At 66.2% G+C, this 24,813-nt stretch carries 20 protein-coding genes; 14 read left to right on the forward strand and 6 right to left on the reverse strand.

The genetic code is table 11. The features are described from left to right. Positions 1-68 precede the first annotated feature (68 nt). From rpsU to GRI62_RS02170, 9 genes are all read left to right on the forward strand, one after another. The gene (rpsU, locus tag GRI62_RS02130; RefSeq protein ID WP_131453720.1) at positions 69-275 is read left to right on the forward strand and encodes a 30S ribosomal protein S21; all 207 of its coding nucleotides are present in this window, start codon (positions 69-71) and stop codon (positions 273-275) included. Positions 276-434: 159 nt separating this feature from the next. Next, on the forward strand, positions 435-1,037 hold the full coding sequence (locus GRI62_RS02135; RefSeq protein ID WP_131451787.1) for an FKBP-type peptidyl-prolyl cis-trans isomerase: 603 nt from the start codon (positions 435-437) through the stop codon (positions 1,035-1,037). Between the two features lie 115 nt (positions 1,038-1,152). After that, positions 1,153-2,838, forward strand: coding sequence for a DUF4153 domain-containing protein (locus tag GRI62_RS02140; RefSeq protein WP_131451788.1), 1,686 nt, complete (start codon positions 1,153-1,155; stop codon positions 2,836-2,838). A 37-nt stretch (positions 2,839-2,875) separates the two neighbouring features. Beyond that, a complete protein-coding gene (gene gatC, locus GRI62_RS02145; RefSeq protein ID WP_131451789.1) occupies positions 2,876-3,178 on the forward strand; it encodes an Asp-tRNA(Asn)/Glu-tRNA(Gln) amidotransferase subunit GatC in 303 nt (100 codons plus the stop codon). Beyond that, positions 3,178-4,659: an Asp-tRNA(Asn)/Glu-tRNA(Gln) amidotransferase subunit GatA gene (gene gatA, locus GRI62_RS02150; protein ID WP_131451790.1), complete on the forward strand. Its 1,482-nt coding sequence runs from the start codon at positions 3,178-3,180 to the stop codon at positions 4,657-4,659. The genes gatC and gatA overlap by 1 nt, the downstream gene beginning before the upstream one ends. 92 nt (positions 4,660-4,751) lie before the next feature. Continuing rightward, positions 4,752-5,363 carry a hypothetical protein gene (locus GRI62_RS02155; protein WP_160731789.1) on the forward strand — a complete coding sequence of 204 codons (612 nt, stop codon included), beginning with the start codon at positions 4,752-4,754 and terminating at the stop codon, positions 5,361-5,363. Continuing rightward, positions 5,360-6,538, forward strand: a complete 1,179-nt coding sequence (locus GRI62_RS02160) for an acyltransferase family protein (RefSeq protein WP_160731790.1) — start codon at positions 5,360-5,362, stop codon at positions 6,536-6,538. Before GRI62_RS02155 ends, GRI62_RS02160 begins: the two co-directional genes overlap by 4 nt. A gap of 41 nt (positions 6,539-6,579) precedes the next feature. After that, positions 6,580-8,079 (forward strand): Asp-tRNA(Asn)/Glu-tRNA(Gln) amidotransferase subunit GatB, encoded by a 1,500-nt coding sequence (gene gatB / locus GRI62_RS02165; RefSeq protein WP_131451792.1) that lies wholly within the window; start codon positions 6,580-6,582, stop codon positions 8,077-8,079. A 7-nt stretch (positions 8,080-8,086) separates the two neighbouring features. Continuing rightward, the gene (locus tag GRI62_RS02170; RefSeq protein WP_131451793.1) at positions 8,087-8,542 is read left to right on the forward strand and encodes a tRNA (cytidine(34)-2'-O)-methyltransferase; all 456 of its coding nucleotides are present in this window, start codon (positions 8,087-8,089) and stop codon (positions 8,540-8,542) included. Here GRI62_RS02170 and chrA read toward each other — a convergent pair. The 4 genes from chrA to GRI62_RS02190 form a co-directional block, all read right to left on the reverse strand. Continuing rightward, positions 8,539-9,741, reverse strand: coding sequence for a chromate efflux transporter (gene chrA, locus GRI62_RS02175; RefSeq protein ID WP_234032790.1), 1,203 nt, complete (start codon positions 9,739-9,741; stop codon positions 8,539-8,541). The genes GRI62_RS02170 and chrA overlap by 4 nt on opposite strands. A 31-nt stretch (positions 9,742-9,772) precedes the next feature. Beyond that, entirely contained in the window at positions 9,773-10,042 is a 270-nt protein-coding gene (locus GRI62_RS02180; RefSeq protein WP_131453722.1) for a hypothetical protein, read from the reverse strand. 41 nt (positions 10,043-10,083) lie between these two features. Next, entirely contained in the window at positions 10,084-12,960 is a 2,877-nt protein-coding gene (locus tag GRI62_RS02185; RefSeq protein ID WP_131451794.1) for a M16 family metallopeptidase, read from the reverse strand. A 76-nt stretch (positions 12,961-13,036) separates the two neighbouring features. Beyond that, positions 13,037-15,184 (reverse strand): acylase, encoded by a 2,148-nt coding sequence (locus GRI62_RS02190; RefSeq protein ID WP_131451795.1) that lies wholly within the window; start codon positions 15,182-15,184, stop codon positions 13,037-13,039. Between the two features lie 135 nt (positions 15,185-15,319). Between GRI62_RS02190 and clpB the strand changes: the two genes are divergently transcribed. The 5 genes from clpB (at position 15,320) to GRI62_RS02215 (ending at position 24,026) form a co-directional block, all read left to right on the forward strand. Beyond that, positions 15,320-17,905: an ATP-dependent chaperone ClpB gene (gene clpB / locus GRI62_RS02195; protein ID WP_131451796.1), complete on the forward strand. Its 2,586-nt coding sequence runs from the start codon at positions 15,320-15,322 to the stop codon at positions 17,903-17,905. Between the two features lie 225 nt (positions 17,906-18,130). Then, positions 18,131-21,649 (forward strand): TonB-dependent receptor domain-containing protein, encoded by a 3,519-nt coding sequence (locus tag GRI62_RS02200; protein ID WP_131451797.1) that lies wholly within the window; start codon positions 18,131-18,133, stop codon positions 21,647-21,649. Between the two features lie 132 nt (positions 21,650-21,781). Next, entirely contained in the window at positions 21,782-22,567 is a 786-nt protein-coding gene (locus GRI62_RS02205; protein WP_131451798.1) for an SDR family NAD(P)-dependent oxidoreductase, read from the forward strand. 11 nt (positions 22,568-22,578) lie between these two features. After that, the gene (gene mtnP, locus GRI62_RS02210; protein ID WP_234032789.1) at positions 22,579-23,478 is read left to right on the forward strand and encodes an S-methyl-5'-thioadenosine phosphorylase; all 900 of its coding nucleotides are present in this window, start codon (positions 22,579-22,581) and stop codon (positions 23,476-23,478) included. 68 nt (positions 23,479-23,546) lie between these two features. Continuing rightward, complete coding sequence (locus GRI62_RS02215) at positions 23,547-24,026, forward strand: MarR family winged helix-turn-helix transcriptional regulator (protein WP_131451800.1); 480 nt, start codon at positions 23,547-23,549, stop codon at positions 24,024-24,026. A 93-nt stretch (positions 24,027-24,119) separates the two neighbouring features. Here GRI62_RS02215 and GRI62_RS02220 read toward each other — a convergent pair whose 3' ends face one another. Next, on the reverse strand, positions 24,120-24,404 hold the full coding sequence (locus GRI62_RS02220; protein ID WP_131451801.1) for a hypothetical protein: 285 nt from the start codon (positions 24,402-24,404) through the stop codon (positions 24,120-24,122). A 52-nt stretch (positions 24,405-24,456) separates the two neighbouring features. Beyond that, on the reverse strand, positions 24,457-24,810 hold the full coding sequence (locus tag GRI62_RS02225) for a hypothetical protein (protein WP_131451802.1): 354 nt from the start codon (positions 24,808-24,810) through the stop codon (positions 24,457-24,459). Positions 24,811-24,813 lie beyond the last annotated feature (3 nt).

Raw genomic sequence — 24,813 nt, forward strand, 5'->3', positions numbered from 1 at the left:
ATGGTGCAACCCGCGCCGATCGCTCGCGGGCTCTCCCTGTTACGGTTCTGAAAGGTGGCTTAGGTTTTATGCAGATCGTCGTCCGCGATAACAATGTCGAGCAGGCCCTCCGTGCGCTCAAGAAGAAGTTGCAGCGCGAAGGGGTGTATCGCGAGATGAAGCTGCGCCGCCACTACGAAAAGCCGAGCGAGAAGCGCGCACGCGAAAAGGCTGCCGCCGTGCGCCGCGCCCGCAAGCTGGAGCGCAAGCGCATGGAACGCGACGGCGTGAAGTAAAGGCGCGGGCGGGTTCGTCCCGCCGCCGCTGACCCGGCCACGGCCGGGCGCTGTGCAGGGCGAATGCCCTTGCCTCGCAAATGTAGCTAAGCCAAAGGGGCGTGGAACTCATCTTCCGCGCCCCTTTCGCGTGGCGCAATCCTCGACAGGACGACACCAATGACCGAAGTGACCCGCGTTCCCCTGCAGCCAATCGCCAAGGGGTCGCTCACCAAGCTCTGGCTCGGCGTGCTTGCCGCCGTGCTGCTCGCGGCCGGCATCGCCTGGCTTGCCATGCCCGCCGGCGTCAGCGTGGAAGTGGTGCGCGCGGGTGAGGGGCCCAGCCCGACGGCCAATGACGTGGTCTTCGTGAATTACACCGGGCGCCTGGACGATGGCACGGTGTTCGACCGCTCCCAGCCGACCAACCTGCCGGTCGAGGGTGTCTTCCCCGACGGCACGCCGCTGCCGCTGTCGGACATGGTTCCCGGCTTCACCCAGGCGATGGTGCAGACGCAGAAGGGTGGCCAGTACACGGTCGTGATTCCTTCCGACCTCGCCTTCGGAGCCGATGTGCCGCCGGGCGGGCCGATCCCGCCGAACGCCGACCTCACCTTCGATGTCGAGGTGGTGGACTTCATGACGCGGGAGGATTTCGACCAGCGCCTGCAGACGCTGCAGCAGATGATGATGCAGCAGCAGATGCAGGGTGGTGCTCCTGCGGCTCCGGGCGGTGCGGCTGGCGCGGTGCCGCCGACAGAACAGGACGGCCCGCCGCAATAAGGTGCGCCAAGGCGCCCCACCGCGCATCGCTCATCGCGCATCGCTCATCTTTTGCTCATGACCCCGCGTGCGCTGGCTGGCATCGTGCCAGCAACGCAGGCGAGGGGACATACGGGTGAGTCAACGAATTAAGCCGGCCACAGAGGCGCCCGGGCACGACGGCTTGCAGGACTGGCCGCTGCGACCCTGGCTCTATGCCCTGATCGGGGGCGGTGCCGGCCTCGCGGTCCACCTGCTGTTCAACGGCGGCGCGGGTTCGCGCGCCGGGTCCGCCATCGCCGCCTTTGCCTTTTTTGCCGCGCTTGGCCTGGGCTTCACCCTGCGGCCCGACCGCCCGCGCGACTCGATCATTTTCTCGCTCGGCCTCGGCACGGTAATGGCGGGTATCGCCTTCCTCGCCATCGACGCAGGCGACCGGCTGGCGGGCGAGGAGTTCGGCTTTGCGGCGGGCGTGTTCTTCAGCCTGCTGGCAATCCCGCTGTTCCAGTCGGACTTTCACCGCCGCCGCTGGGCGACGCCTTACCGCGAGACGCATTTCCACGTCTGGACCGACGCGGTCAGCGCGGGCGGGGCGCTGGCCTTCATGCTCCTCAGTTTCGCGCTCATCTGGCTGTTGGATGCGCTGTTCATCCTCGTCGGTATCGAGCTGATCGGCCAACTGTTCCGGACCGACTGGTTCGCCGGGCTCTTCCTCGGCGCGACCTTCGGGGCGGGCCTCGGCGTCCTGCGCAACCAGCTCGCCATCATCGGCACGCTGCAACGCGTGGTCATGCTGGTGCTCTCACTGCTTGCCGTGCCCTTCGCAGCAGCGATCCTGGTCTTCGTGGTCATGCTCGTGTTCTCGGGCGGAGATGCGCTGTGGAACGCGACCGACAGCGCCACGCCGGTGCTGCTCGCCTGCGCGATCGGCTGCTTCGTGCTGGTCAACGTGGTGGTGCGCGACGATGACGATTCGCGCAGCGGCAACGTGGTGATGCAGGCGGCAGCGCTTGTGCTGGCGGCGGCAATCTTTCCACTGACAGTCTTTGCCGCGGTCAGCATGGGCATCCGTATCGGGCAGCACGGCCTCAGTCCGGAGCGGCTGTGGGCGCTGGTCGCCATTGCCATCGCGACCGCCTATGGCCTTGCCTACTGGGTCGCCATGGCGCGCGGACGACTGGCGGGCTGGGCGCATCACCTGCGCCGGGCCAACCTTCATCTTGCGGCGGGGAGCTGCCTCGTAGCGCTGGTGCTGGCCTTTCCCTGGCTGGATTTCGGGCGCATTTCGGCGAAAAACCAGCTGGCCCGGCTCGATCGCGGCGAGGTGAGCGTGGCGGACTTCGATTTCGAAGCACTGCGCTGGGATTTCGGCGAGGCCGGACGCCGGGCGCTGGCGCGGATCGCTGCGGGAGAGGGCGAGGCGGCACAGCTTGCCGCCGAGGTGCAGGCCCGCGCCGAGCGTTACCCGGTGACCGATAGACGTCGATCCTTCGATCCGGGGGCATTGGCGTTATCCTTCGAGGATGCCCGCCTGCGCGGTTGGGTGCGCAGTCATGTCGCGGCCAACCCATGGCAGTGCAGCCCCGCCTGCGTGGCAATCGATCTTGGCCAGGAAGGCGACCGGCGGCGCGTGGCGCTCGTGAGTGCACGCTCACGCGAACTCGTCGCTTTCCGGGACGACGGCTTGGCCGATCTGCCCGCGCCCGTCCCGGCGCCGCCGACGCCCGATACCGCAATCGCGCCCGGCGATGTCGAGGTCCGCTCGTTCGAAGGCCGGCAGATCTTCGTCAACGGCCGGCCCGTGGGCGAACCCTTCGAATAGCTTGAAGCCTGCCCCCACGCTCGCTAGGGCGCAGGGCATGTCCGTGACCCGTGAAGAAGTGGCGAAAATCGCCTCGCTGGCGCGCATCCGCATGGCCGAGGAAGACCTCGACCATCTGGTGCCCGAGTTCAACAAGATCCTCGAATGGGTCGAGCAGCTTGGCGAGGTCGATACCAGCGGCGTCGAACCGATGACCGCGGTGATCGAACAGAAACTGCGCCTGCGCGACGACGTGGTCGATGCCGATCCGCTGACCGGTGGCGGCAAGCGTAACGCGGTGCTGGCCAATGCCCCTGCCGCCGAACACGGGTTCTACGGCGTGCCCAAGGTGATCGAATGATGAGCGAGCTTACCGATCTTGGCGTGCGGCAGATTCGCGATGGCGTCGCCGCGGGCGACTTTACCGCGCGGGAAGTGGCCGAGGCGTGCAACGCCGCCGTGGCCGCGGCTGGCGGACTCAACGCCTTTATCGTCGCCACGCCCGAAAAGGCGCTGGAGGCTGCCGATGCGGTGGACGCCGCGCGCGGCAGGGGCGATGCCCTTGGGCCGATGGCCGGCGTGCCGATCGGCATGAAGGACCTGTTCGCCACCAAGGGCGTGCAGACCACGGCGGCGAGCCGCATCCTCGAAGGCTTCGTCCCGCCCTACGAGAGCACTGTCAGCCAGAAGCTGTGGGATGCGGGCGCCGGCATGCTCGGCAAGCTCAACATGGACCAGTTCGCCATGGGTTCGTCCAACGAGACGAGCTATTTCGGCAATGTCGCCTCGCCCTGGCGCAAGGAAGGTTCGAACGCGGCGATGAGCCCCGGCGGCTCGTCGGGCGGCACCTCGGCTGCTATTGCCGCGCGGCTGTGCCCGGCGGCGACCGGTACCGACACCGGCGGCTCGATCCGTCAGCCCGCTGCCTTCACCGGAATCTGCGGCATCAAGCCGACCTACGGGCGCTGCAGCCGCTGGGGTGTGGTGGCTTTCGCCTCCTCGCTCGATCAAGCCGGACCGATGGCCCGCAGCGTCGAGGATTGCGCCATCATGCTGGGTGCCATGGCCGGGTTCGACCCCAAGGATTCGACCAGCCTTGATGCGCCCGTGCCCGACTGGTTCGGCGGCCTGGACGCCGATCTGCGCGGCAAGAGGGTCGGGGTGCCGCGCGAATACCGCATGGACGGCACCGATCAGGCTATCCTCGACAGCTGGGACAAGGGCGCCGAGTGGCTGCGCGATGCCGGGGCCGAGATCGTCGAGGTCAGCCTGCCGCACACGAACTACGCGCTGCCTGCCTACTACATTGTCGCCCCCGCCGAAGCCTCGAGCAACCTCGCCCGTTACGACGGCGTGCGCTACGGTCTGCGCGACCTGCCGGAAGGCGCAGGTTTGCAGGACATGTACGCCGCCACGCGTGCCGACGGTTTCGGCGACGAGGTCAAGCGCCGCATCATGCTGGGCACTTACGTGCTGAGCGCCGGGTTCTACGATGCCTATTACACGCAGGCGCAGAAAATCCGTACGCTGGTGCAGCGCGATTTCGAGGCGGCGTTCGACCAGTGCGACGTGATCCTCGCGCCCACCACGCCGACCGCCAGCTTCCCGCTGAACTCGCTGAACGACGATCCGCTGACGATGTATCTCAACGACGTGTTCGCCGTGCCCGCCAGCCTAGCCGGGCTTCCGGCGATGAGCGTGCCCGCGACGCTGACCGCCGACGGCCTGCCGCTCGGCCTCCAGCTGGTCGGCCCGGCGATGGACGAGCAGGGCGTATTGAACGCCGGCCTCGCGATCGAGCAGCGCGCCGGGTTCACTGCAAAGCCGGCCAGGTGGTGGTGAAGACCAGCGTGCCGGTCGATAGGCGATCGGCAGCGCTGCGGTGCATTCGCCAGCGGTTGCGCGCCGTGCTAGGACGGTATCCGTTACTGTTCATGACCGTGCAGAAATGGCGCGGCAGCGGGCAGCGCTTTCGCAGCCTGCTGGCGGACGGTACCGACATCGTGATCGAAGGCTTTCCGCGCTCCGCAAACAGCTGGACCGTACGCGTGCTTCGCTATTGGCAGAGGCCACGGGTTGTGCAGATCGCGCATCATCAGCATTCCGAGGCACAGGTCCTTGCAGGCGTTGCACGCGCCTTGCCGGTTGTCGTGCTGCTGCGCGATCCCGGAGATGCCGTCGAAAGCCTGCACGAACTCGACGGCACCGATCTCGACTGGGGACTACGGCGATGGACCAGCTTCTATCGCGCGGTTGAAGGCGTGGTCGATGGTGTGGTCATCGCCACCTTTCCCCAGGCGACAAAGGATTTCGGCAGCGTCGTCGAGCGGGTAAATGCCCGCTTCGGCACGGATTTCGCATTCGGCCCGACCGACGAGGCCCTGTTTGCGCGCATCACCTCGCGGATGTACGATACCGGGTATCCCCATACAGCACGGCGGCAGCGTTCGGCCGACCCAACCCTTGCGCTCGATCCGGACCAGCTGGCCGAGGCGCGTTCGCTGTATCGCCGTCTGGCCGACAGGGCCGAAGGCACCGCGACGTGAACGGCGTTGCCGAACCCTCCGCAACGAACGGCAGGCCGCCGCGCCGGGACCGCTTCGTGGTGCTCGACAGCTGGCGCGGACTGGCCGCGCTCGGCGTGGTCTGGCATCACGTCAACGCGCCCAACGCCTTCTTCATGAACCCGCTGCACGACCACATGGACATGGCGGTCGATTTCTTCTTCGTGTTGTCGGGCTTCGTCATCGCCGCCAGCTACGGCGAGCGGCTGGCTGAAGGCTTCTCGCTGGGCAAGTTCATGTTCCTGCGTTTCATGCGGCTATGGCCGCTCCACGTGGTGGTGCTTGCCGCCTTCGTGGTGCTGGAACTCGTCTTCCTCGGCTTAGGCTCGTTCGATTTCCTGCAGGGGCGCGAGCCTTTCGGCGCCGGGCGCAGCCCTGCCGAACTGCTGGCGACGACCTTCCTCTTGCAGGAATACTTTTTCCCACACCGGTATCCGTGGAACACGGCCTCATGGAGCATCTCTGTCGAGCTGGGGCTCTACCTGTTTGCCGGCGCGGTGTTTCACCTTTTCGGGCGGCGCGCCGTGCCTGCCGCGCTGTTGGTGAGCCTTGCGGCTGGCCTTGTCCTGATGAGTCTCGACGACCTCACCTGGAGCGGTGTGCTGCGCGGCCTGACCGGGTTCGGCCTCGGCATCGCGTGCCAGTGGGTCTGGCAGCGCACCCGGGACCTGCGCTTCGCCGCGGGCACGGCAACCCTTGCCGAACTGGCGATGGTGGCGGCGATCCTTGCATCCATCGCGTTCGTGAGCGTAGCCTTGGTGACGGACCTCGTCTTCGCGCTGGGCGTGTGGCTGTTCGCCTACCAGCGCGGCGCGGTCAGCCGGCTGCTGCTGCGTCCCGCTTTCGTCTGGCTCGGCACGCTCAGCTACTCGATCTACATGGTCCACGGCATGGTCGTGGGCCGGACCTACGACGTGCTGGGCCTCGTCCAGTCGTCGACGGGTGTCACCCTTGCGCAGAGCGGTCTTGGCGGCGCAGACCGGCTGCTGCTCGGCCCGGCGGGCGCGCTGGCGGTCTTCGCCGCGATGCTGGCGATGACGGTGGTGGTGGCCTGGGTCACCTGGCGCTTCGTGGAGGACCCTGCGCGGCGCTGGTCGAAGCGACGAGCGGAGCGCTGGGGCGCGGGAGCGGCGGAGCGGGCGGCGCCTACTATCTGACAGGCTTGCGCCCGCCGCCGCAGGCTTTATCGGAGGCAGTCATGAGCAACTATCGCATCCACGGCGCCACAGGCGAATGGGAGGTCGTGATCGGCCTCGAGGTTCACGCGCAGGTCACCTCCAACGCCAAGCTGTTCTCGGGCGCCTCCACGGCCTTCGGGGCGGAACCCAACAGCCAGGTCTCCCTCGTCGACGCGGCCATGCCCGGGATGCTGCCGGTGCCCAACCGCGAATGCATCCGCCAGGCCGTGCGCACCGGCATGGCGATCGAGGCGCAGATCAACGCCTGGAGCCGGTTTGACCGCAAGAACTACTTCTACGCCGATCTGCCGCAGGGCTACCAGATCAGCCAGCTCTACCACCCCATCGTGGGCGAGGGATCGCTGACCATCGATGCGGACGAGAAGGCTGGCATCCCTGCCGACAAGGTCATCGGTATCGAGCGCATTCACGTGGAGCAGGACGCCGGCAAGCTGATGCACGATCAGCATCCTACGATGAGCTACGTCGACCTCAACCGCGTCGGCGTGGCGCTGATGGAGATCGTCAGCCGCCCGGACATGACCAGCCCTGCCGAGGCCGGGGCCTATGTGCGGAAACTGCGCTCGATCCTGCGCTATGTCGGCAGCTGCGACGGCAACATGGAAGAAGGCTCGATGCGGGCCGACGTCAACGTCTCGGTGCGCAAGGTCGGCGATGCCGAGCTGGGCACCCGGACCGAGACGAAGAACGTCAACTCCGTGCGGTTCGTCATGCAGGCCATCGAACACGAGGCGCGGCGCCAGGTCGACCTGATCGAGGATGGTGGCCGCGTGGTGCAGGAAACCCGCCTGTTCGATCCCGGCACCGGCACCACCCGCTCGATGCGCAGCAAGGAAGATGCGCACGATTACCGCTACTTCCCCGATCCCGACCTGCTGCCGCTGGAACTGGACCAGGCGTTCCTCGATGAATGCCGCGCCAGCCTGCCCGAATTGCCCGACGCCAAGCGCGCCCGGTACGAAGGCGCGCTGGGGCTGACCCCGTACAACGCCCGCGAGCTCACGGCCGAGGTGGAAACCTTTGCCCGCTTCGAAACGCTGCTGGCCGAAACGTCCCGTGCGCTGGGCAAGGCCGAGGCCGAGGTGGCCACTCAGGTCGCCAACTGGTCGCTCTCGGTCGCGCCCGGCGTTATAAAGGCGCTGGGTGACGAGGGTGATCTGGGCCACGCAACGCCCGCGCGGCAGGCCGCGATCCTCAAGATGCAGGATGCCGGCGACATCAGTGGCGGGCAGGCGAAGGAAATCTTCGAGATCGTGCTGCGCGAAGGCCGCGAGCCCGATGAAATCGCCGCGACCGAGGGTTTGAAACAGGTCAGCGACACCGGTGCGATCGAAGAGGCCATCGATGCGATCATGGCCGCCAATGGTGACAAGGTGGAGGAATACCGTGGCGGCAAGGACAAGCTGTTCGGTTTCTTCGTGGGCCAGACGATGAAGGCGATGCAGGGCAAGGCCAATCCGGGGGTCGTGAACCAGGTGCTGAAGGACAAGCTGGGCTAGGCGCCCGGTGACCGCAATCGTCCTCGTCCAGCCGGAGATCGCCGGCAACACCGGTGCGGTGGGCCGGACCTGCGTGGCCCTTGACATGGAACTGGTGCTGATCCGGCCCTACGGCTTCACCATCACCGATGCGCGGCTGAAGCGCGCGGGGCTGGATTACTGGCAGCACGTGCGGCTGGCCGAGTTCGATTCGTGGCAGGCCTTCCTGGACGATCGCCAGCCGCGCGACGACCAGCTGTTCCTGTTCGAGGAATTCGGCGAGACTTCGTTCTATGACGCCGGCTATCCCGACGATGCGCTGCTGGTGTTCGGGCAGGAGACGAAGGGGCTGCCTGCCGCCATTGTCGATGCCCACCGCGAGCGGTTGGTGAAGCTGCCGATGCGTTCGGCCCATATCCGCTCGCTCAACCTCGCCAATACGGTGACGGCAGCGGCCTATCAGGCGCTGCGCGGGAAACTCTAGCCCAGCGAGAGCCAACCTGCGAGGCCCGCGGCCAGGATGATCGCCGGCGTCGCCCACGACCGCCTGATGGTAAAGGCGGCGATCAGCGCGAAGACAAATATGGCGAGTGCGGGGGCAATGGCATCGATGCGCGGCCAGATTGCCAATGCCAGTTGCACCAGCGTTGCCGCGATGATCCCGACAGCGGCCGCCGCCATGCCATCGAGCAGGCGGTGCAACCGCGGTTCGTCGATCACCGCCTCCAGCCGTTCGAAGAAGAGCATCGAAAAGGCGAAGGCGGGCAGGAACATCCCCAGCGTGATCGCGATCGCGCCCCACGGTCCGCCCGCAACGTAGCCGACAAAGGTGGCAAAGATCACGAGCGGGGCGGGCAGCACGTTGGCAAGGGCGACGCCGTCCAGGAACTGCCCATCGGTCAGCCAACCGCGCCCAACCGTATCGGCGCGCACATAGGGGATCGCCGTGTAAGCCCCGCCAAAGGTCAGCAAGCCGCCCTTCAGCCCCGCGCCGAACAGGGCCAGCAACGTCGCCTCTGCGGACACAGGAACGTTGGCAAGGGGCACGGGGGCGGGCACCATCCACCAGGTCGCCAGCACCGCGAGGCCGACCACCGTGACCGCCGCCCCGGCGGAGCGTACCGCCGCGTGGGCAACGCCGGCGGCGATGAGCGGCACCCAGAAAGGCACACCCGCCAGCGTCGCGGCGAGCGCGATGACCGCCAGCGCGTAGAGCGCGTGGCCCTTGAGGATATGGCGGCCGATTTTCGGGATCGCCCGGGCGATGACGGCCAGCACCGCGATCTGGATGCCCAGCAGCACCGGGGCGAAACCCGCATTGCCTTCGATGGTGGTGGCGTAGATCCAGCCGAGCAGCATCATCAGCGCAAAGCCCGGCAGCATGAAGCCAAGCCCTGCCAGCAGTCCGCCGATGCGCCCCCGCGCGACCATGCCCATGTGGACGCACAGCTCGTGCGCCTCCGGTCCGGGCAAGGCCTGCATCACGGCGAGCAGCCGGTTGAAGCGCGCGCCGTCGATCCAGCCGGCCTTTTCCACCAGCTCCTCGCGGACCATGGCGATCTGCGCCACGGGCCCACCGAATGCGAGCGCGCCGAAGCGCAGGAAGCGCAGGAACAGCGTGCCGAGTGCGATCGGGCGGGTTGGACCTGCCAGCTGGCCCGGCCCCGATACGGGCCCTGTCACCGGCCCTGTCACTGGCCCCGTCACCGTTGCCCTAGTTCGCGGCGTGTTTCGTGGCGCGGAAGGGCATCTTGCCGAACAGGCCGGCATCGACCGTGCCACTCGCCTCGCCGCCCGCCCCAACCGTCGCCTCGCAATCCAGCTTCATCGGCATCGGGCTGGTCATCTTCATCTGCCAGCGCAGCGTGTCGCCGTCGATCGTGCCGTTCTGGATGTCCATGGAGCCGAGCGAGCCGGACAGCCCGCCGGAAAAGCCGCCGCTGCCATCGGGGACGACGGTCATCGTGCCCGACTGCTGCCCCATCGGGCTGTCGACGGTGAAATCGTAGGTTCCTGCCAAATCACTCACAGTTCAGATGCCTCCAGGTATTCGATGTCCATATCCAGCGTTTCCAGCTGCGGATCGATCACGCTGCGATCGCCGACGACCACGACCACCAGGTCTTCGGGCTGCAGGTACTGCGCCGCCGCCCGGTTGATCGCCGCGGCATCGATCGCGCCGTAGAGCGAGGGCAGGGTGGCATCGTAGCGCAGGTCGCGGCCGAGCAGCTGGTTGGTCAGGATGGCGGCGAGCACCTGGCCATTGGTCTCGTACCGGTTGGGCAGGTTGCGCACGTTGCCCTCCGTCACGCGTTGCAGTTCGCCGGCGTCGAGCGGACGGGCGGAGGGGAATGCGGCCATCTGATCGAGGATGACACGGATCGAATCCGCTGTCCGATCGGCCTGCACCTGCGTCGCCACGCGCAGCACGCGCTGGCCCTGCGCGGCCGGGATGCCCGAGCCGATGCCGTAGGTCCACCCGCGCGTTTCGCGCAGATCTTGGTTCAGGCGGGAAAGGAAACCCCCGCCCATGACCTCGTTGGCAAGGTCGACCGTCTCCATGCCCTGCTGCCAGCCCGAGAACGGCACGAGGCGGCCGATGGTGAGGAAGCTGGAAGGCGAATTGGGCCGGTTGACCACCACCAGCCGTGCGGCGGGTTCCGGCGATCCGGCGGTGACCGTGTTGACCGGGGCGGGGGTGGCGGGCGCGCGCCAGTCGCCGAACGTGGCATTCAGCGCCGCGACCAGTTCGGGCATCGTCACGTCGCCGACCACGGTGATCGTGGCAAGGTCGGGGCGGATCCAGCGATCGTGCTCTGCCTCCAGCGCAGCGGCATCGAGATTGGCCACCACGTCGGCATCGCCTCCCGACGCGGCGTAGGCGTAGGGGTTGTTCTCGCCATAGACCACGGTGCTGAAGGCCCGGGCGGCCAGGCTACCGGGATTGGCAAGCTGCTGGGCGATCCCTGCCACGCGCTGCTGGCGCACGCGGGCGACATCGTCGGGATTGAAGGCGGGGTTGCGCACCACGTCGGCCATCAGTTCGAGCGAGGGCGCGAGGTTGGCGGTGAGCGCGGTCATCGAGACGACCGATCGTTCGGCCCCGGCCCCGGCATTGAGCGAGACGCCGAGGCTTTCTTCCTCGATGGCGATTTCCTCGGCGCTGCGCGTGGTCGTGCCTTCCGAAAGCAGGTCGATCATCGTCTGGTGCACGCCGGCGCGGCCGATGGGATCGACGATCGAGCCGGCGGCAAAGCTCATGGCGAGCGAGACCTGCGGCACCACGGTGCGGCGGGCGAGGTAGACCTCGATGCCGTTCGCCAGCGTGGCGTGTTCTACCGCGGGGAACGTCAGCTCGCCCACGGGGGCGACCTCGGGATAGGCGCGTTCCGGCCCCGTGCGGGTAACCTCCACCTGCGCGCCGGTATCGGCGGCGGGCGCGGGCATGGTGTCCTCGTCGCCCCAGCCGCCCAGCGCGCCACCATCCAGCGTGCGCTCGCCCGGTTCAACGGTGAGGGTAAAGGCGGGCCGGCCCAGCCAGCGCTGCATCGCGCCGCGCACTTCGGCGGGGGTGAGCGCGGCCATGCGATTGAGCTCGGTGCGATAGAAGCCCGCGTCACCGGTGTAGAGCAGCCCCTCGGCAAGCGTCATGCCCTTGCCGCCGAAATTGCCGACGCTCTGGAGGCCGCTGATCTGCGCCGCGGCGATCTGGGTCACGGCGCGGTTGATTTCGTCCTGCGTCGGACCGGCGGCGAGCATCCGGGCGATCTCGCCTTCGAGCAAAGCGAGTGCGGCGGCCTGCTCCACGCCGTCCTTCACGTTCACCGTCGCTTCCAGCTGGCTCAGCTGTTCGAACTGCTGCGCCGAGGCGGAAACGCTGGTGGCCAGCTCCTCGCCGCGCACCATGGCATTGTCCAGCCGCGAGGAGGCGAGACCGCCGAGGATGTACATGCCCACCTGCAGCGGCACCGCGTCGGGATGCTCCATGCCCGGCCCGGTCCAGGCGCGGGTGATGCGCGTCTGGGGCACCTGGTCGGTGATGGTGCGATTGACGGGGGCGGTGAGGGTGACGGGGCCGGCCTCCTGCACCACTACGTCCGGCCCGCGCGGAATGGCGCCGAACCAGCGTTCCACCATCGGGCGGGCGGTGGCAGCGTCGATGTCGCCGGTCAGCGCGAGGACTACGTTGTTGGGGCCGTAGTTGTCGCGGAACCAGGTCTGCACGTCGGCAAGGCTGGCAGCCTGCAGGTCGGCCATCGAGCCGATGGTGGAATGGCGATAGGGGTGGCCCACGGGCAGCAGCCCCTCCGCCATGACGTATTCGGTCAGGCCGTAGGGCTGGTTATCGCCCTGCCGCTTTTCGTTCTGCACGACCATGCGCTGGTTATCGAGCTTCTCCTGGCTGACCGCGCCGAGCAGGTAGCCCATGCGATCCGATTCCATCATCAGCGCCAGGTCCAGCGCACCGGTGGGCACGACCTCGACGTAGTTGGTGCGATCGTACCAGGTGGAACCGTTGGTGCCGGTGGAGCCCGCGGCCTCCAGCGGCACGTCGAAGTTCTCCACGTTCTCGCTGCCGCCGAACATCAGGTGTTCGAAGAGGTGGGCAAAGCCGGTGCGCCCGCGCGGCTCGCTCTTGCTGCCGACGCGGTAGTAGGTGGTGACGCCGACGAGCGGGCTCTTGCGGTCGGTGTGGACGACGACCTGCAGCCCGTTGTCGAGCGTGAAGGTTTCAAACGGAATGTCGACCGCGGCGACGATGTCCTGCAACGATGCGGTCGGAGCCGTGGATGCGGCGGCAACGGTTCCGTCGGCGGTTGCGGCGGGCATGGTGGCGCACCCGGCCAGCGCAAAGGCAGCGATGGCGGGGAGGAGCGGGCGAAGCATCAGCGCTGATTTCATGGGCGCCGTGTTAGCACGACGACGCGCGGATGGAAGGCGTTAAAGCGCGCCGTGCGCACGGCGAGACGAGGTCGCCTCAGTCGGAGGAAACCGTCCGCCGCGACGCCGCGTGCAACAGGACGTCGTCCCGCCAGAAATGCACAGGCTTCAGCCGGTGCGTGGCATAGAGACGCATCTGGTCGGTATGATGCGGACTGTCTGGCCGCGTGGTCGCCGCGCCGAAGGGCTGGATGGATTGCGATCCCACGCGCTGACCGGGCGCCCATTCGACGAACATGATGAAACTGTCGCCGTGGCGCAGCGACAGGCGGCCGTCATCGTCGATGTCCCACAAGGTGGAGGCGCGCAGGGTGTCCGATCCCCCATCCAGCGGCAGGTCGATCCGCGCGTCCCCTTCGCCCTGGCGCAGGCGCAGCAGGTCGCTCATCGGCACGTCGAGACGGCCAAAGGTGTCCACCAGGTGATTGGCCGACCGTTCCAGTTCTTCCCGCACGTCGGGTTTCGTCTCGCGGTTGTAGTCCGATCCCATGAACGGGCGGACCATCAGCAGCGCCAGGGCATCGGCGGGGCCGCGATTGTCGGCGGTGAGATCCCAGCGCGCGAGAAGCGCCTGCGCGCGGTCGAGCAAGGGATCGTCCGACACGTCGAGCGCGGCAACGCCATCGAGCATGGCGGCGATATACCCTTCGCGCAGGTAACCGGTGTCGTACTTGATCGCCTCCAGCCGGGCGCGGTCGATGGGGCCGGGCCGGCTCATCAACTGGGCCGCACGCCGGGCGCGGTTGGTCATCCGCGTCTCGATGCCCATGACCGGGCTGTAATCGGCCGGGTCGAGGTCGCTGCCCGGCCCGGCGGCGCTGAACGGGGTGTTGTTGGCGTTGAACAGCCAGCCGCTTGCCGGGTTGACGATCCACGGCAGTTCGTCCGCCGCGACCGGGCCCTGCCAGATCAGGCGGCTGTCATCGCCGGGCAGGATGCCCCGCCAGTCCGGCCCCTCCACCCGGTCGGGGATCGCGGCGTTGTAGAAGTAGGCGATGGTGCCTGCCTCGTCAGCGTAGATGAAATTGGTCGAGGGCACGTCGAGCCGGGAGACGATGGCGCGCCATTCGTCAAACGTGGTGGCCTTGTTCAGGCGGTAATAGGCGTCGACGTTGCCGAGGTTGTCGATCCCGCCATACCGCACGGCAAACCAGCCATTGTCGTTGTGGATCACCGGGCCGTGGACGCTGCGATATATCGTGCGCGGGACCGGCAGGGTCAGCGGGCCGAATTTCACCGGCAGCCACACACGCCGACTTTCCAGATCGCGCCATTGGCCGTCGAGACGATACTGCATCGTGTCCTCGTTCACGACGAGGCGGTAGACGTCGGTCATGTCGGGCTGGTTGACGGTGTTAGTCCACCCCAGGTGCTCGTTGTGGCCGAGGAAAGGATAGGGGCTGCCGGGGAAGTTGGCGCCGGCGAAATGCCAGCCTTCGCCGCTTTCCACGACCAGCTCGTACCAAGCAACGCCGCCGCGGAACGGCTGATGCGCGTTGCTGACGAGGCGGGTGACGCCGTCGCCCGACTTTTCCGGCGCGATGGCAAAGGCGTTGGAGCCGGCCATGGCCGCTTCCTGCCCCTGCGGCAGCACCAGCGGCGGGCCGGGTTCCGGGTCCATCGGCTCGCCCGAGACGAGCGCGGCGACGGTGTTGCCGAGGCCGAAGAAGAACGGCTGGCGCAGCGCGAAGCCGGCGGCGACATCGGTGCCGTTCACCGGGAACAGCCTGTCCAGCTTCAGCTCCCCGGGATGCGCCTCGGCATAGGCGTTAAGGCCGCTGGCATAGGCATCGAACAGGGCGCGGGTATCGGCGGGCAGGGCGGGATATTGCCGTTCCGCCGTGCCGCGCGCATCGAGCAGGTGGTAGGCAAAATCGACCGCCGCGCCGTCTTCCCCGGCGATTGCGCCATAGCGGCCGCGGGCCATCGCCACGACGTCCTGCAGGGTGGAGAAATCGTCCTCGGCATGGGCAATCGCGACGCCGTAGGCCACGTCGCGATCGGTCGCGCCGTAGATGTGGGGCACGCCGAAGGCGTCGCGCACGATCTCGGCCTGGTACTGGCGTGTGGCCGGCGGGGCGCGGCCCTCGCGCGCGGCAATCGGCTCCCAAACCAGCAGAAAAACGATGGCGAGCGCCAGCAGGATCAGCATGGCGAAGGCGAGGCGTTTGAACCACTTGCGCATCGTGCCCCTGTGGCAGCGGGCGATGCGGGGCACAAGTTCGCTCGACCGGCGTATGAGAATTGCCGTCCAGCGCTCTTGTGTGGCGTAATTGTCACACTATCTTGCGGCTACGATCACGTGGGGAAAAAGCAACCGATGAACCTCGAGAAATTCACCGACCGCGCGCGCGGCTTTTTGCAGAGCGCGCAGACCGTCGCCATCCGCAACTCGCACCAGCGCATCGCGCCAGAGCACATTCTCAAGGCCTTGCTGGAAGACGAGGAGGGCATGGCCGCCGGGCTGATGCAGCGCGCCGGAGCCAATCCCGGCCGCGCGGTGCAGGAAGTGGATGCGCTGCTTGCCAAGATCCCGGCGGTGAGCGGCGGCGGCGCGCAGCAAACGCCCGGCCTCGACAACGATGCCGTGCGCGTGCTCGACCAGGCCGAGCAGATTTCCGACAAGGCTGGCGACAGCTACGTCACTGTCGAGCGGCTGCTGATGGCGCTCGCGCTGGTAACGACCGCGAAGGCCGGACAGGCACTGGCCGCCGCAGGGCTGGATGCCGCCGCGCTCAACACCGCGATCAACGAACTGCGCAAGGGCAAGACGGCAGACGGCGCCAATGCCGAGGCTGCCTACGACGCCATGAAGAAATACGCGCAGGACCTGACGCAAAAGGCTCGAGACGGAAAGCTCGACCCGGTCATCGGCCGTGACGAGGAGATCCGCCGCGTTGTGCAGATCCTTGCCCGGCGCACCAAGAACAATCCCGTCGTGATCGGCGAGCCCGGGACCGGCAAGACCGCGATTGCCGAGGGACTCGCCCTGCGCATCGCCAACGGCGACGTGCCCGACAGCCTGAAGGGCCGCACGCTGATGGCGCTCGACATGGGCAGCCTGATCGCGGGCGCGAAGTACCGCGGCGAGTTCGAGGAACGGCTCAAGACGGTGCTCGACGAGGTGAAGGGCGCGGATGGCGACATCATCCTGTTCATCGACGAGATGCACACGCTGATCGGCGCGGGCGCGAGCGAGGGCAGCATGGATGCCAGCAACCTGCTGAAACCCGCCCTGGCGCGCGGCGAGTTGCACTGCATCGGCGCGACCACGCTCGACGAGTACCAGAAGTACGTCGAGAAGGACGCCGCGCTCCAGCGCCGCTTCCAGCCGGTGTTCGTGGATGAGCCGAGCGTGGAGGACACGATCTCCATCCTGCGCGGCATCAAGGAGAAATACGAGCTGCACCACGGCGTGCGCATTACCGATGCCGCCATCGTGGCCGCAGCGCAGCTCAGCGAACGCTACATCGCCGACCGCTTCCTGCCCGACAAGGCGATCGACCTGATGGACGAGGCCGCCAGTCGCATCCGCATGGAGGTGGAGAGCAAGCCCGAGGAGATCGAAGGCCTCGACCGGCGCATCATCCAGCTCAAGATCGAGGAGCAGGCGCTGGGCAAGGAAAGCGACGCCGCCAGCAAGGACCGCCTCGCCGCCCTGCGCGAGGAACTGGCGAACCTCGAACAGCAGAGCGCCGAACTCACCACCCGCTGGCAGAACGAGCGCGACAAGATCCATGCCGAGGCACGCGTCAAGGAAGAGCTCGACGCCGCGCGCATCGAACTGGAACAGGCGCAGCGCACCGGCGATCTCGCCAAGGCGGGAGAGCTGCAATACGGCACCATCCCGACGCTGGAGAAGCGCCTGGCCGAGGCTGGCGAGGGCACAGAAAACGCGCTGCTGCGCGAAGAGGTGACCGAGGACGACATCGCCTCCGTCGTCAGCAAGTGGACAGGCGTGCCGATCGAAAAGATGCTGGAAGGCGAGCGCGAGAAGCTGTTGCGCATGGAAGAGGCGATCGGCAAGCGCGTGATCGGGCAGGAAAAGGCCGTGGTCGCCGTGTCCAAGGCCGTGCGCCGTGCGCGTGCCGGATTGCAGGATCCGGGCCGCCCGCTGGGCAGCTTCCTGTTCCTCGGCCCCACCGGCGTCGGCAAGACCGAGCTGACCAAGGCGCTGGCCGCTTTCCTCTTCGACGACGACCAGGCGATGGTGCGCATCGACATGAGCGAGTTCATGGAAAAGCACGCCGTCAGCCGCCTGATCGGTGCTCCTCCCGGCTACGTGGGTTACGACGAGGGGGGCGTGCTGACCGAGGCCGTGCGCCGCCGCCCCTACCAGGTGGTGCTGTTCGACGAGGTGGAGAAAGCCCATGCCGACGTGTTCAACGTGTTGTTGCAGGTGCTCGACGACGGGCACCTGACCGATGGGCAGGGGCGGCGCGTCGATTTTTCGAACACGCTCATCATCCTCACCAGCAACCTCGGCAGCCAGTATCTCTCAAACCTCACCGAAGGACAGAAGGTGGAGGATGTCGAGGACCAGGTGATGGACGTGGTGCGCGGGCACTTCCGACCGGAATTCCTCAACCGGCTGGACGAGATCATCCTGTTCCACCGGCTGGGGCAGGAGCACATGGCGCCCATCGTCGATATCCAGGTTGCCCGCGTGCAGAAGCTGCTGAAGGACCGCAAGATCGTGCTCGACCTGACAGATGGCGCGCGGCGCTGGCTGGGGCGTGTGGGTTACGACCCGGTCTATGGCGCCCGGCCGCTGAAGCGCGCGGTCCAGCGTTACCTGCAGGATCCCCTGGCAGAACGCATTCTTGCCGGCGGTGTTGTCGACGGCAGCACTGTCAGCATCGATGAAGGCGACGGCGATTTGACTTTTGTTGTCGCCAAACCCTGATTGTTGAAATTTAACGACAACATCTGTGTGATTTGAGCCACAGCCTAGAGAAAGCTGATGGTGGGCCTTTGACAAGCGCCCCGTTGCTGATGCAACCATCTGTCTCCGCGTGGGACCGGACTATCACAGGGGTTCAGTACGAACGGGCGTTTTGGAAAGATTCGAAACGACCCGACGTCTGATGTGAAGCACCGGTTCCTCCGAGATTTTTGGGCTGGAGTAACCATGAAAAAGCTACACAGAAATTACCTGACGGGCCTCGCCGTGTCAGTTTCCGCCGTCGCCATCCTGGCCGGCGCGCCTGCTGCGGCGCAGCAGCAGACGACCAACCAGGCTGGCGATGCCTGTGTGGTACGCGGCAGTGCCGGCGTGTTTGATGCCCAGGGCAATTGCATCCTGAGCCAGGACGCCACCGGCGTCACGAGCAACGCCACCCAGGCTGAGCCCGCCGACGTGGGCGATACCGGCGGTGCCGATCAGGTCGGCGGCGAATCGATCGTCGTGACCGGTTCGCGTATTCGTCAGGATACCTACTCCAGCATTTCGCCCCTCCAGGTTCTCACCACCGAAGCTTCGCGCGACGTCGGTGAATTCAATGCCGCGGAAATCCTGCAGCGTTCGGAAGCTGCCTCCGGCACGCAGATCGACGCGACCTTCCAGGGCTTCGTGCTCAACAACGGCCCGGGTTCGCAGACGCTCGACCTTCGTGGCCTTGGTGCCGACCGCACGCTGCTGCTGGTCAACGGTCGCCGCCTCGCCCCCGCGGGCGTGGAAGGTGCGCCGACCAACCCCTCGATCAACCTGATCCCCAGCTCGCTCGTCGCGCGCTATGACCTGCTGCTTGACGGCGCGTCGTCGGTCTACGGTTCGGACGCGGTTGCGGGCGTGGGTAACATCATCCTGCGCAACGACATCGACGGTTTCGAATTCTTTGCCAGCGGCAACTACAACGAACAGGGTGCCGGCCACGACTTCACCGTCTCGGGTGCCTACGGCATGACGTTCGATCGCGGTTTCTTCGGCATCGGCGTCGAGTATGACCGCCGTGACGAAGTGCGCATCGGCGACCGCGATTTCCTGGCTGGTTGCGATACCAACTACGAAATCGATCAGGACGGCAACATCTTCACCGTCGGCATCGCCAACGATGCGAACACCCGCGCTCGCAGCAACGGCACGATCAGCGAAGTCACCACCCCGTGCAAGATCGACGCCGCGGTGCGCCGTATCATCCCGCAGGGCGGCCTGTTCTTCAGCTCGATTTACGCCGATCCGCGTACCTTCGCCACCACCGGCCAGGCTGGCAACAGCTTCATCCCGGGCTTCAGCGATTCGGTCGACGCCTTCGGTCGTCCGGTCGATCGTAACGGCGACGGGCTTCTGGACGTTGATTTCTCGCAGGTTACCCGTAACGGTACCGACCTCGAGCCGTCGTTCATCGCTCCCCAGGATCTGTACAACGTCATGGCCTATGGCGAGTACGATTTCGGGACTGACATGAACCTGACGCCGTTCTTCGAAGCGAACTATAGCCGGGCGGAAGTTGCAGCGCGTAGCTCCGTGCCGCAGTTGTTCCCGTATGTCGGCGCTCGCAACCCGTTCAACCCCTGCAACATCTCGAGCGTCAACGGCGTCCGCCTCAACCCGAACGGCGTCGATTGCGGTCTCGCGCAGAACCAGTTCGACAACCTGACCGGCACGGTCAACGCGCGTCCGCTGGGCGTGTCGCGCATCGTGCAGCCGGTTGTTTCGGTTTTCGGCGATCGCAGCTTCGTTGAAACAGTGCAGGAACAGTACCGCGGTGTGCTCGGCTTGCGCGGCGACCTGCCGTTCATCAACGATAGCTGGACCTTCGAAATCGCGGGTGTTTACTCGCGGTCGGAAGGCCAGTCCTCGCGCATCGGCATCCGTGAGGATCGCCTGGCGCTGGCGCTGGGCATCGATCCGACCTCGGCGGCCAAGACCCGTGCGGCTTCCCCGGTCATCCTGCCGGGCGGACCGTGCTCGACCAGTGGCTTCGTCAATCCGGACATCCTCCAGCCCGACGTGATTGCCGGCTGCGTTCCGGTCAACCTGTTCGCCGCGTCGCTCTATGACCGTCCGGTCGGCGATTTCGCCAGCCAGGCTGAACGGGATTACCTGTTCGATTCGCGGGACTTCGACACCGTATACGAACAGACGCTGATCTCCGGCTTCGTCACCGGCGAAGTGTTCGAACTGCCAGCTGGCCCAGTGTCGGTCGTGCTCGGCGCCGAGTATCGTGAAGACGCCATCGATTCGCAGCCAGACGAAGTTGCCGCGCAGGGTCTGTTCTTCGGCTTCTTTGCCGACCAGGGCGGCGAAGGCAGCAAGTACATCCGCGAAGTGTTCGGCGAAGTGAACGTACCGGTGTTTGACTCGGACTTCTTCGGTGAGTTCGAGGTCAATGCCTCGGGCCGTATCACCGACGAGGAGTTCTACGGAACCGCCGAGACCTACTCGCTCAAGGCGGGTTGGCGTCCGGTGCCGCAGGTGCTCTTCAAGGTCAGCTACGGCACGTCGTTCCGCGCTCCCAACCTGCGTGAGAACTTCCTCGCCGGTCAGTCGGGCTTTGGCGGCATCTCCGACCCTTGCGCCGTTCCCACCGCCGCCTTCCAGGCGCTGGCTGGAAACGGTCGTCCGGCAGGCTACCAGGCCGATCTGGACACCCGCGAAGCGGAAGTCCTGGCCAACTGCCGTGCTGAAGGTCGCGACCCGACCCGAGTTGGTATCGACGGAACCGGTGCCAACACCGTAACTGTTCCCAGCGTCGAAATCACCTCGGGCGGCAGCCTCGATCTCGATCCGGAAACCTCGTCGTCGCTGACGGCAGGCGTCTCGGTCAACGAAACCTTCGGTGACTTCGACTTCGCGTTCAACGTCAACTACTTTGACATCAACGTGCGCGGCGCCATCGCCGAACCGACCGGTCAGTTCGTCGTCAACCAGTGCTTCCTGCGGGACGATGGTGTGCGTTCGAACTTCTGCGACTTCATCGACTTCGATACGGACCCGGCCAGCCGGCTCCTGATCACCGATGTGTTCGCAGGCTTCGTGAACATCAACGAAGAGACGGTGAAGGGCGTCGATCTCAACGCCACCTTCGGTTACACGTTGTTGGCCGGCGGTGAGCCGCTCGAACTCGGCCTGAACCTGCGCGCCAACCACCTGCTCGAACGCAGCAGCGTGTTCCTGGACGACGTCGGCAATGCGATCGGCGATGACGTGGCCGGCGAATTTGGCTTCCCCGACTGGACCGGTCGCGCGACCGCCTCGATCGGGTACTCCGACTTCCTGTTCACCTGGCAGACCCGCTGGATCAGCTCGGTTGCCCAGGCACCGGAAGGCGTCGATCCGTTCTCCGACGCGTTCGGTCGCGGTCCTGACGGTCGCCCGACGGGCTTCGTCAGCGACACCTGCCTCGGTGGCGGCTCGGGCACCTTCAATGCCGCGACGGGTGTGTTCACCCCGGACGGCATCGTGCAGGGTGACGGTCGGTTCTGCCGCGACATCGGTTTTGCGGATGACTACTTCGTCCACACCGTGTCGCTGCGTTACAACTTCAACGACGACATCACGCTGCGTGCCGGTGTGACCAACGTGTTCGATGAATCGCCGCCGCTGATCGATACCAACGAAGTGTTCGGAATTTCGAACACCCCGATCGGTAACGGTTACGATCTCAACGGTCGCGAATTCTTCGCCTCGGTGAACGTCGCCTTCTGATCTGGCTACAGACTGCGAACGGGGCCTCGCAACTTCGGTTGCGGGGCCCCTTTCTTTTGGGCCGCCTCGCTTGACCGGCCCCGCCGGGCGGTTAGGACGGGCTTAGATCACAGCTCCGAAAGCAGGCCACGCATGATTATCGACCACACCACCTCCGCCGTCGTCACCGGCGGTGCCTCCGGCCTCGGCGAGGCGACTGCCCGCGCTCTGGCCGGCAAAGGGGCAAAGGTCGCCGTGTTCGACATGAACGAGGAGCGCGGCGAAGCCATCGCGGCCGAAATCGGCGGCGTGTTCTGCAAGGTGGACGTCTCGGACGAGGCGTCGGTCGAGGCAGGTTTCACTCGCGCGCGCGCCGCCCATGGGCAGGAACGCGTGCTGGTCAATTGCGCTGGCATCGCCCCCGTCGGCAAGCTGGTGAAACGGGACCGCGAAACCGGCGCAATCAGCCACCACTCGGTCGATCTGTTCCGCAAGACCATGGCCATCAATCTCGTCGGCAGCTTCATCTGCATGGCCAAGTCGGCAGCGGGCATGATGACCCTCGATCCTGTCGGCGAGTACGGCGAGCGCGGGGCCATCGTGAACACCGCCTCGGTCGCCGCGGAGGATGGGCAGATCGGCCAGGTTGCCTATGCCAGTTCAAAAGCCGCGGTAAAGGGAATGACCCTGCCCGTCGCGCGCGATCTGATGGGCGAGGGTATCCGCGTCAACGCTATCCTGCCCGGCATCTTCCGCACGCCGATGCTGGCCGGGCTGCCCGAAAAGGCGCAGGCTGGGCTGGCAGAGGCAGTGCCCTTTCCCAAGCGGCTCGGCGATCCGGCGGAATATGCCAGCCTCGTGTGCTTCATGGTGGAGACGGGGTACTTCAACGGCGAATGCGTGCGCCTCGACGGCGCGATCCGCATGCCGCCGAAATAGGGCTGCGGCGAGTGGCAAGCACGGGCGAATTTCACATCGGGGTGATCGGCGGGTCTGGCCTGTACGATCCCGGCGCGCTGGACGATGCGCAGGAAATCGCCGTCAGCAGCGCCTTTGGCGAGGCGTCGGGTCCGGTCGTGACCGGCCGGATGGGTGGCCGGCGCTTTACCTTTATCGCCCGCCACGGTCAGGGTCATCGGCTCTCGCCAAGCCATGTCAATTATCGCGCCAACATCGATGTTCTGAAACGCTGCGGCGTTACCGACGTGCTGGCGGTTTCTGCCATTGGCAGTCTGCGGGAAGAGTATGCGCCCGGCGATTTCGTGGTGGTCGATCAGCTGATCGATCGCACCGCGGGGGTGCGGGAACGCAGCTTCTTTGGCGAAGGGATCGTCGCGCACGTCCCGCTGGCTGATCCCGTCTGCCCCCGGCTTTCCGCCTTCGCGGCGGCGGCGGCGGACAGGGCGGGTGCCAGGGTCCATAGAGGCGCGACCTACGTCGCCATCGAGGGGCCGCAGTTTTCCACGCGGGCCGAAAGCCTCCTCTATCGCGAATGGGGCGCGCACGTCATCGGCATGACCGCCATGCCAGAGGCGCGCCTCGCCCGCGAAGCGGAGCTTCCCTATGCCCTGGTCGGCATGGTGACCGATTACGATTGCTGGCGTGATGCCGGTGCGGACGTGGACGTGGCGCAGATACTGCAGACCATGGCCGCCAATGCCGACACCGCCCGCGCGATGCTTGCCGAACTGGGCGCCGCCTCGCCCGCCCATCGTGACGCCAGCCCCATCGACAGGGTGCTCGACACTGCCATCGTGACGGCGCGCGATCACTGGCCGGTCGATGCAATGGCACGGCTCGACGCGGTGGCCGGCAGGCTGACCGGATTTTTCGGACAGCCGCAAGAATAGGTCGGCTTTCGATGCATTTCGCTTTGTCAGCTTGCAAAGGCGCGTCAAATTCAACAATGTAGTTGCGTATGCAACCGACCCATACCCTAGCGCGCTTTTTGCCCTACCAGCTTTCGCTGGCGTCCAATGCGGTCAGCGGGCGGATCGCGATGGAATATCGCCAGCGTTGGGGCCTCAGCATCCCGGAATGGCGCGTGATGGCCATCCTCGGCGATGCCGGTGCGCAGACTCAGCGCGACCTGACGCGCCGCACACTGATGGACAAGGTTGCGGTCAATCGCGCCTGCAAGGTGCTGGAAGAGCGCGGCCTTGCCGCGCGCACCCCCAACGAACAGGATGGCCGCTCCCATCTCCTCAAGCTCACCGCAGAGGGGCAGGGCATGCATTCGGAAATCCTGCCGCTGGCGCTGGAAATGGAGCGGCAGCTGTTCGAAGGGTTTTCGGCGGAAGAGCTCGACCTGTTTCGCGCGCTGCTGGAACGCGCGCGCCATCAGGCGGATGGCTTGTCCGAAGAAGACCTGTCAGGCGGCGGGTACGGCATCAAATAGCCGCACCGGCGACCCCGACGCATCCGGATACGCTCTTGCGAACCGGTGCTTCGGGGCCGCCTTGCACGGCCGGGCAAGCCGAACAGCATTTGTTTAAAAGAGCACGACTGCCAGAATGGCGAGCACACAGACGACTGCTGCAATCACCGCCATATCTCTGGGCTTGAAACCGTCGATGTGATCGGCCCGGAACTGGGCATAGCCTGAGGGATGCCGACTGGCGAGGCTGGCAACTTCAAACGCGCTGGCTTCCTTGGCGAACCAGCGTTTAAGTTCAGCAAGCTGGTTTTCGTCGATGGCGGGATAGACGTTAAGTAGCCGCTCTACGTGGTCGAAACGTGCGGAGGGGTTGGCAGAATCTGCCGATTTGTCAGTCATTGCAATCACCTGATCTGTATTGGGAATAGCCCGCGACCGCGGGCGTGAGGGATCAGGTGTTTAAAGGGGGGCCCCGCATCGGCGGGGTGAGCGACCACAAGGCGGCAGGTGGGGGGCCCGTCTGCCGGGGCGGGAGCTCGAACCGAGCGATCCCCTCGCTGGCAACTGGCACCCACTCGCCAACTGCGGGCGGTGGGACGAGCGGATCTGCATTGATGGTGGCTTTGCCAACTTCGCGCTGCTGCGTAAGCACAGCCACTTCGAACGTGGTCGCATCGAAGGCAGAACCGTGGCTGTCATTGCCGACGAACGGCTGACTGGGCGTCGCCTGAAGCAGCACGGCCGCGATCGCGGCGAGCAGAGTGATGCGGAACAGGGCAAGATAACGCGTGGCAAACACGCGCATTAT

Source organism: Aurantiacibacter arachoides (assembly GCF_009827335.1).
Lineage (GTDB): Bacteria > Pseudomonadota > Alphaproteobacteria > Sphingomonadales > Sphingomonadaceae > Alteraurantiacibacter > Alteraurantiacibacter arachoides.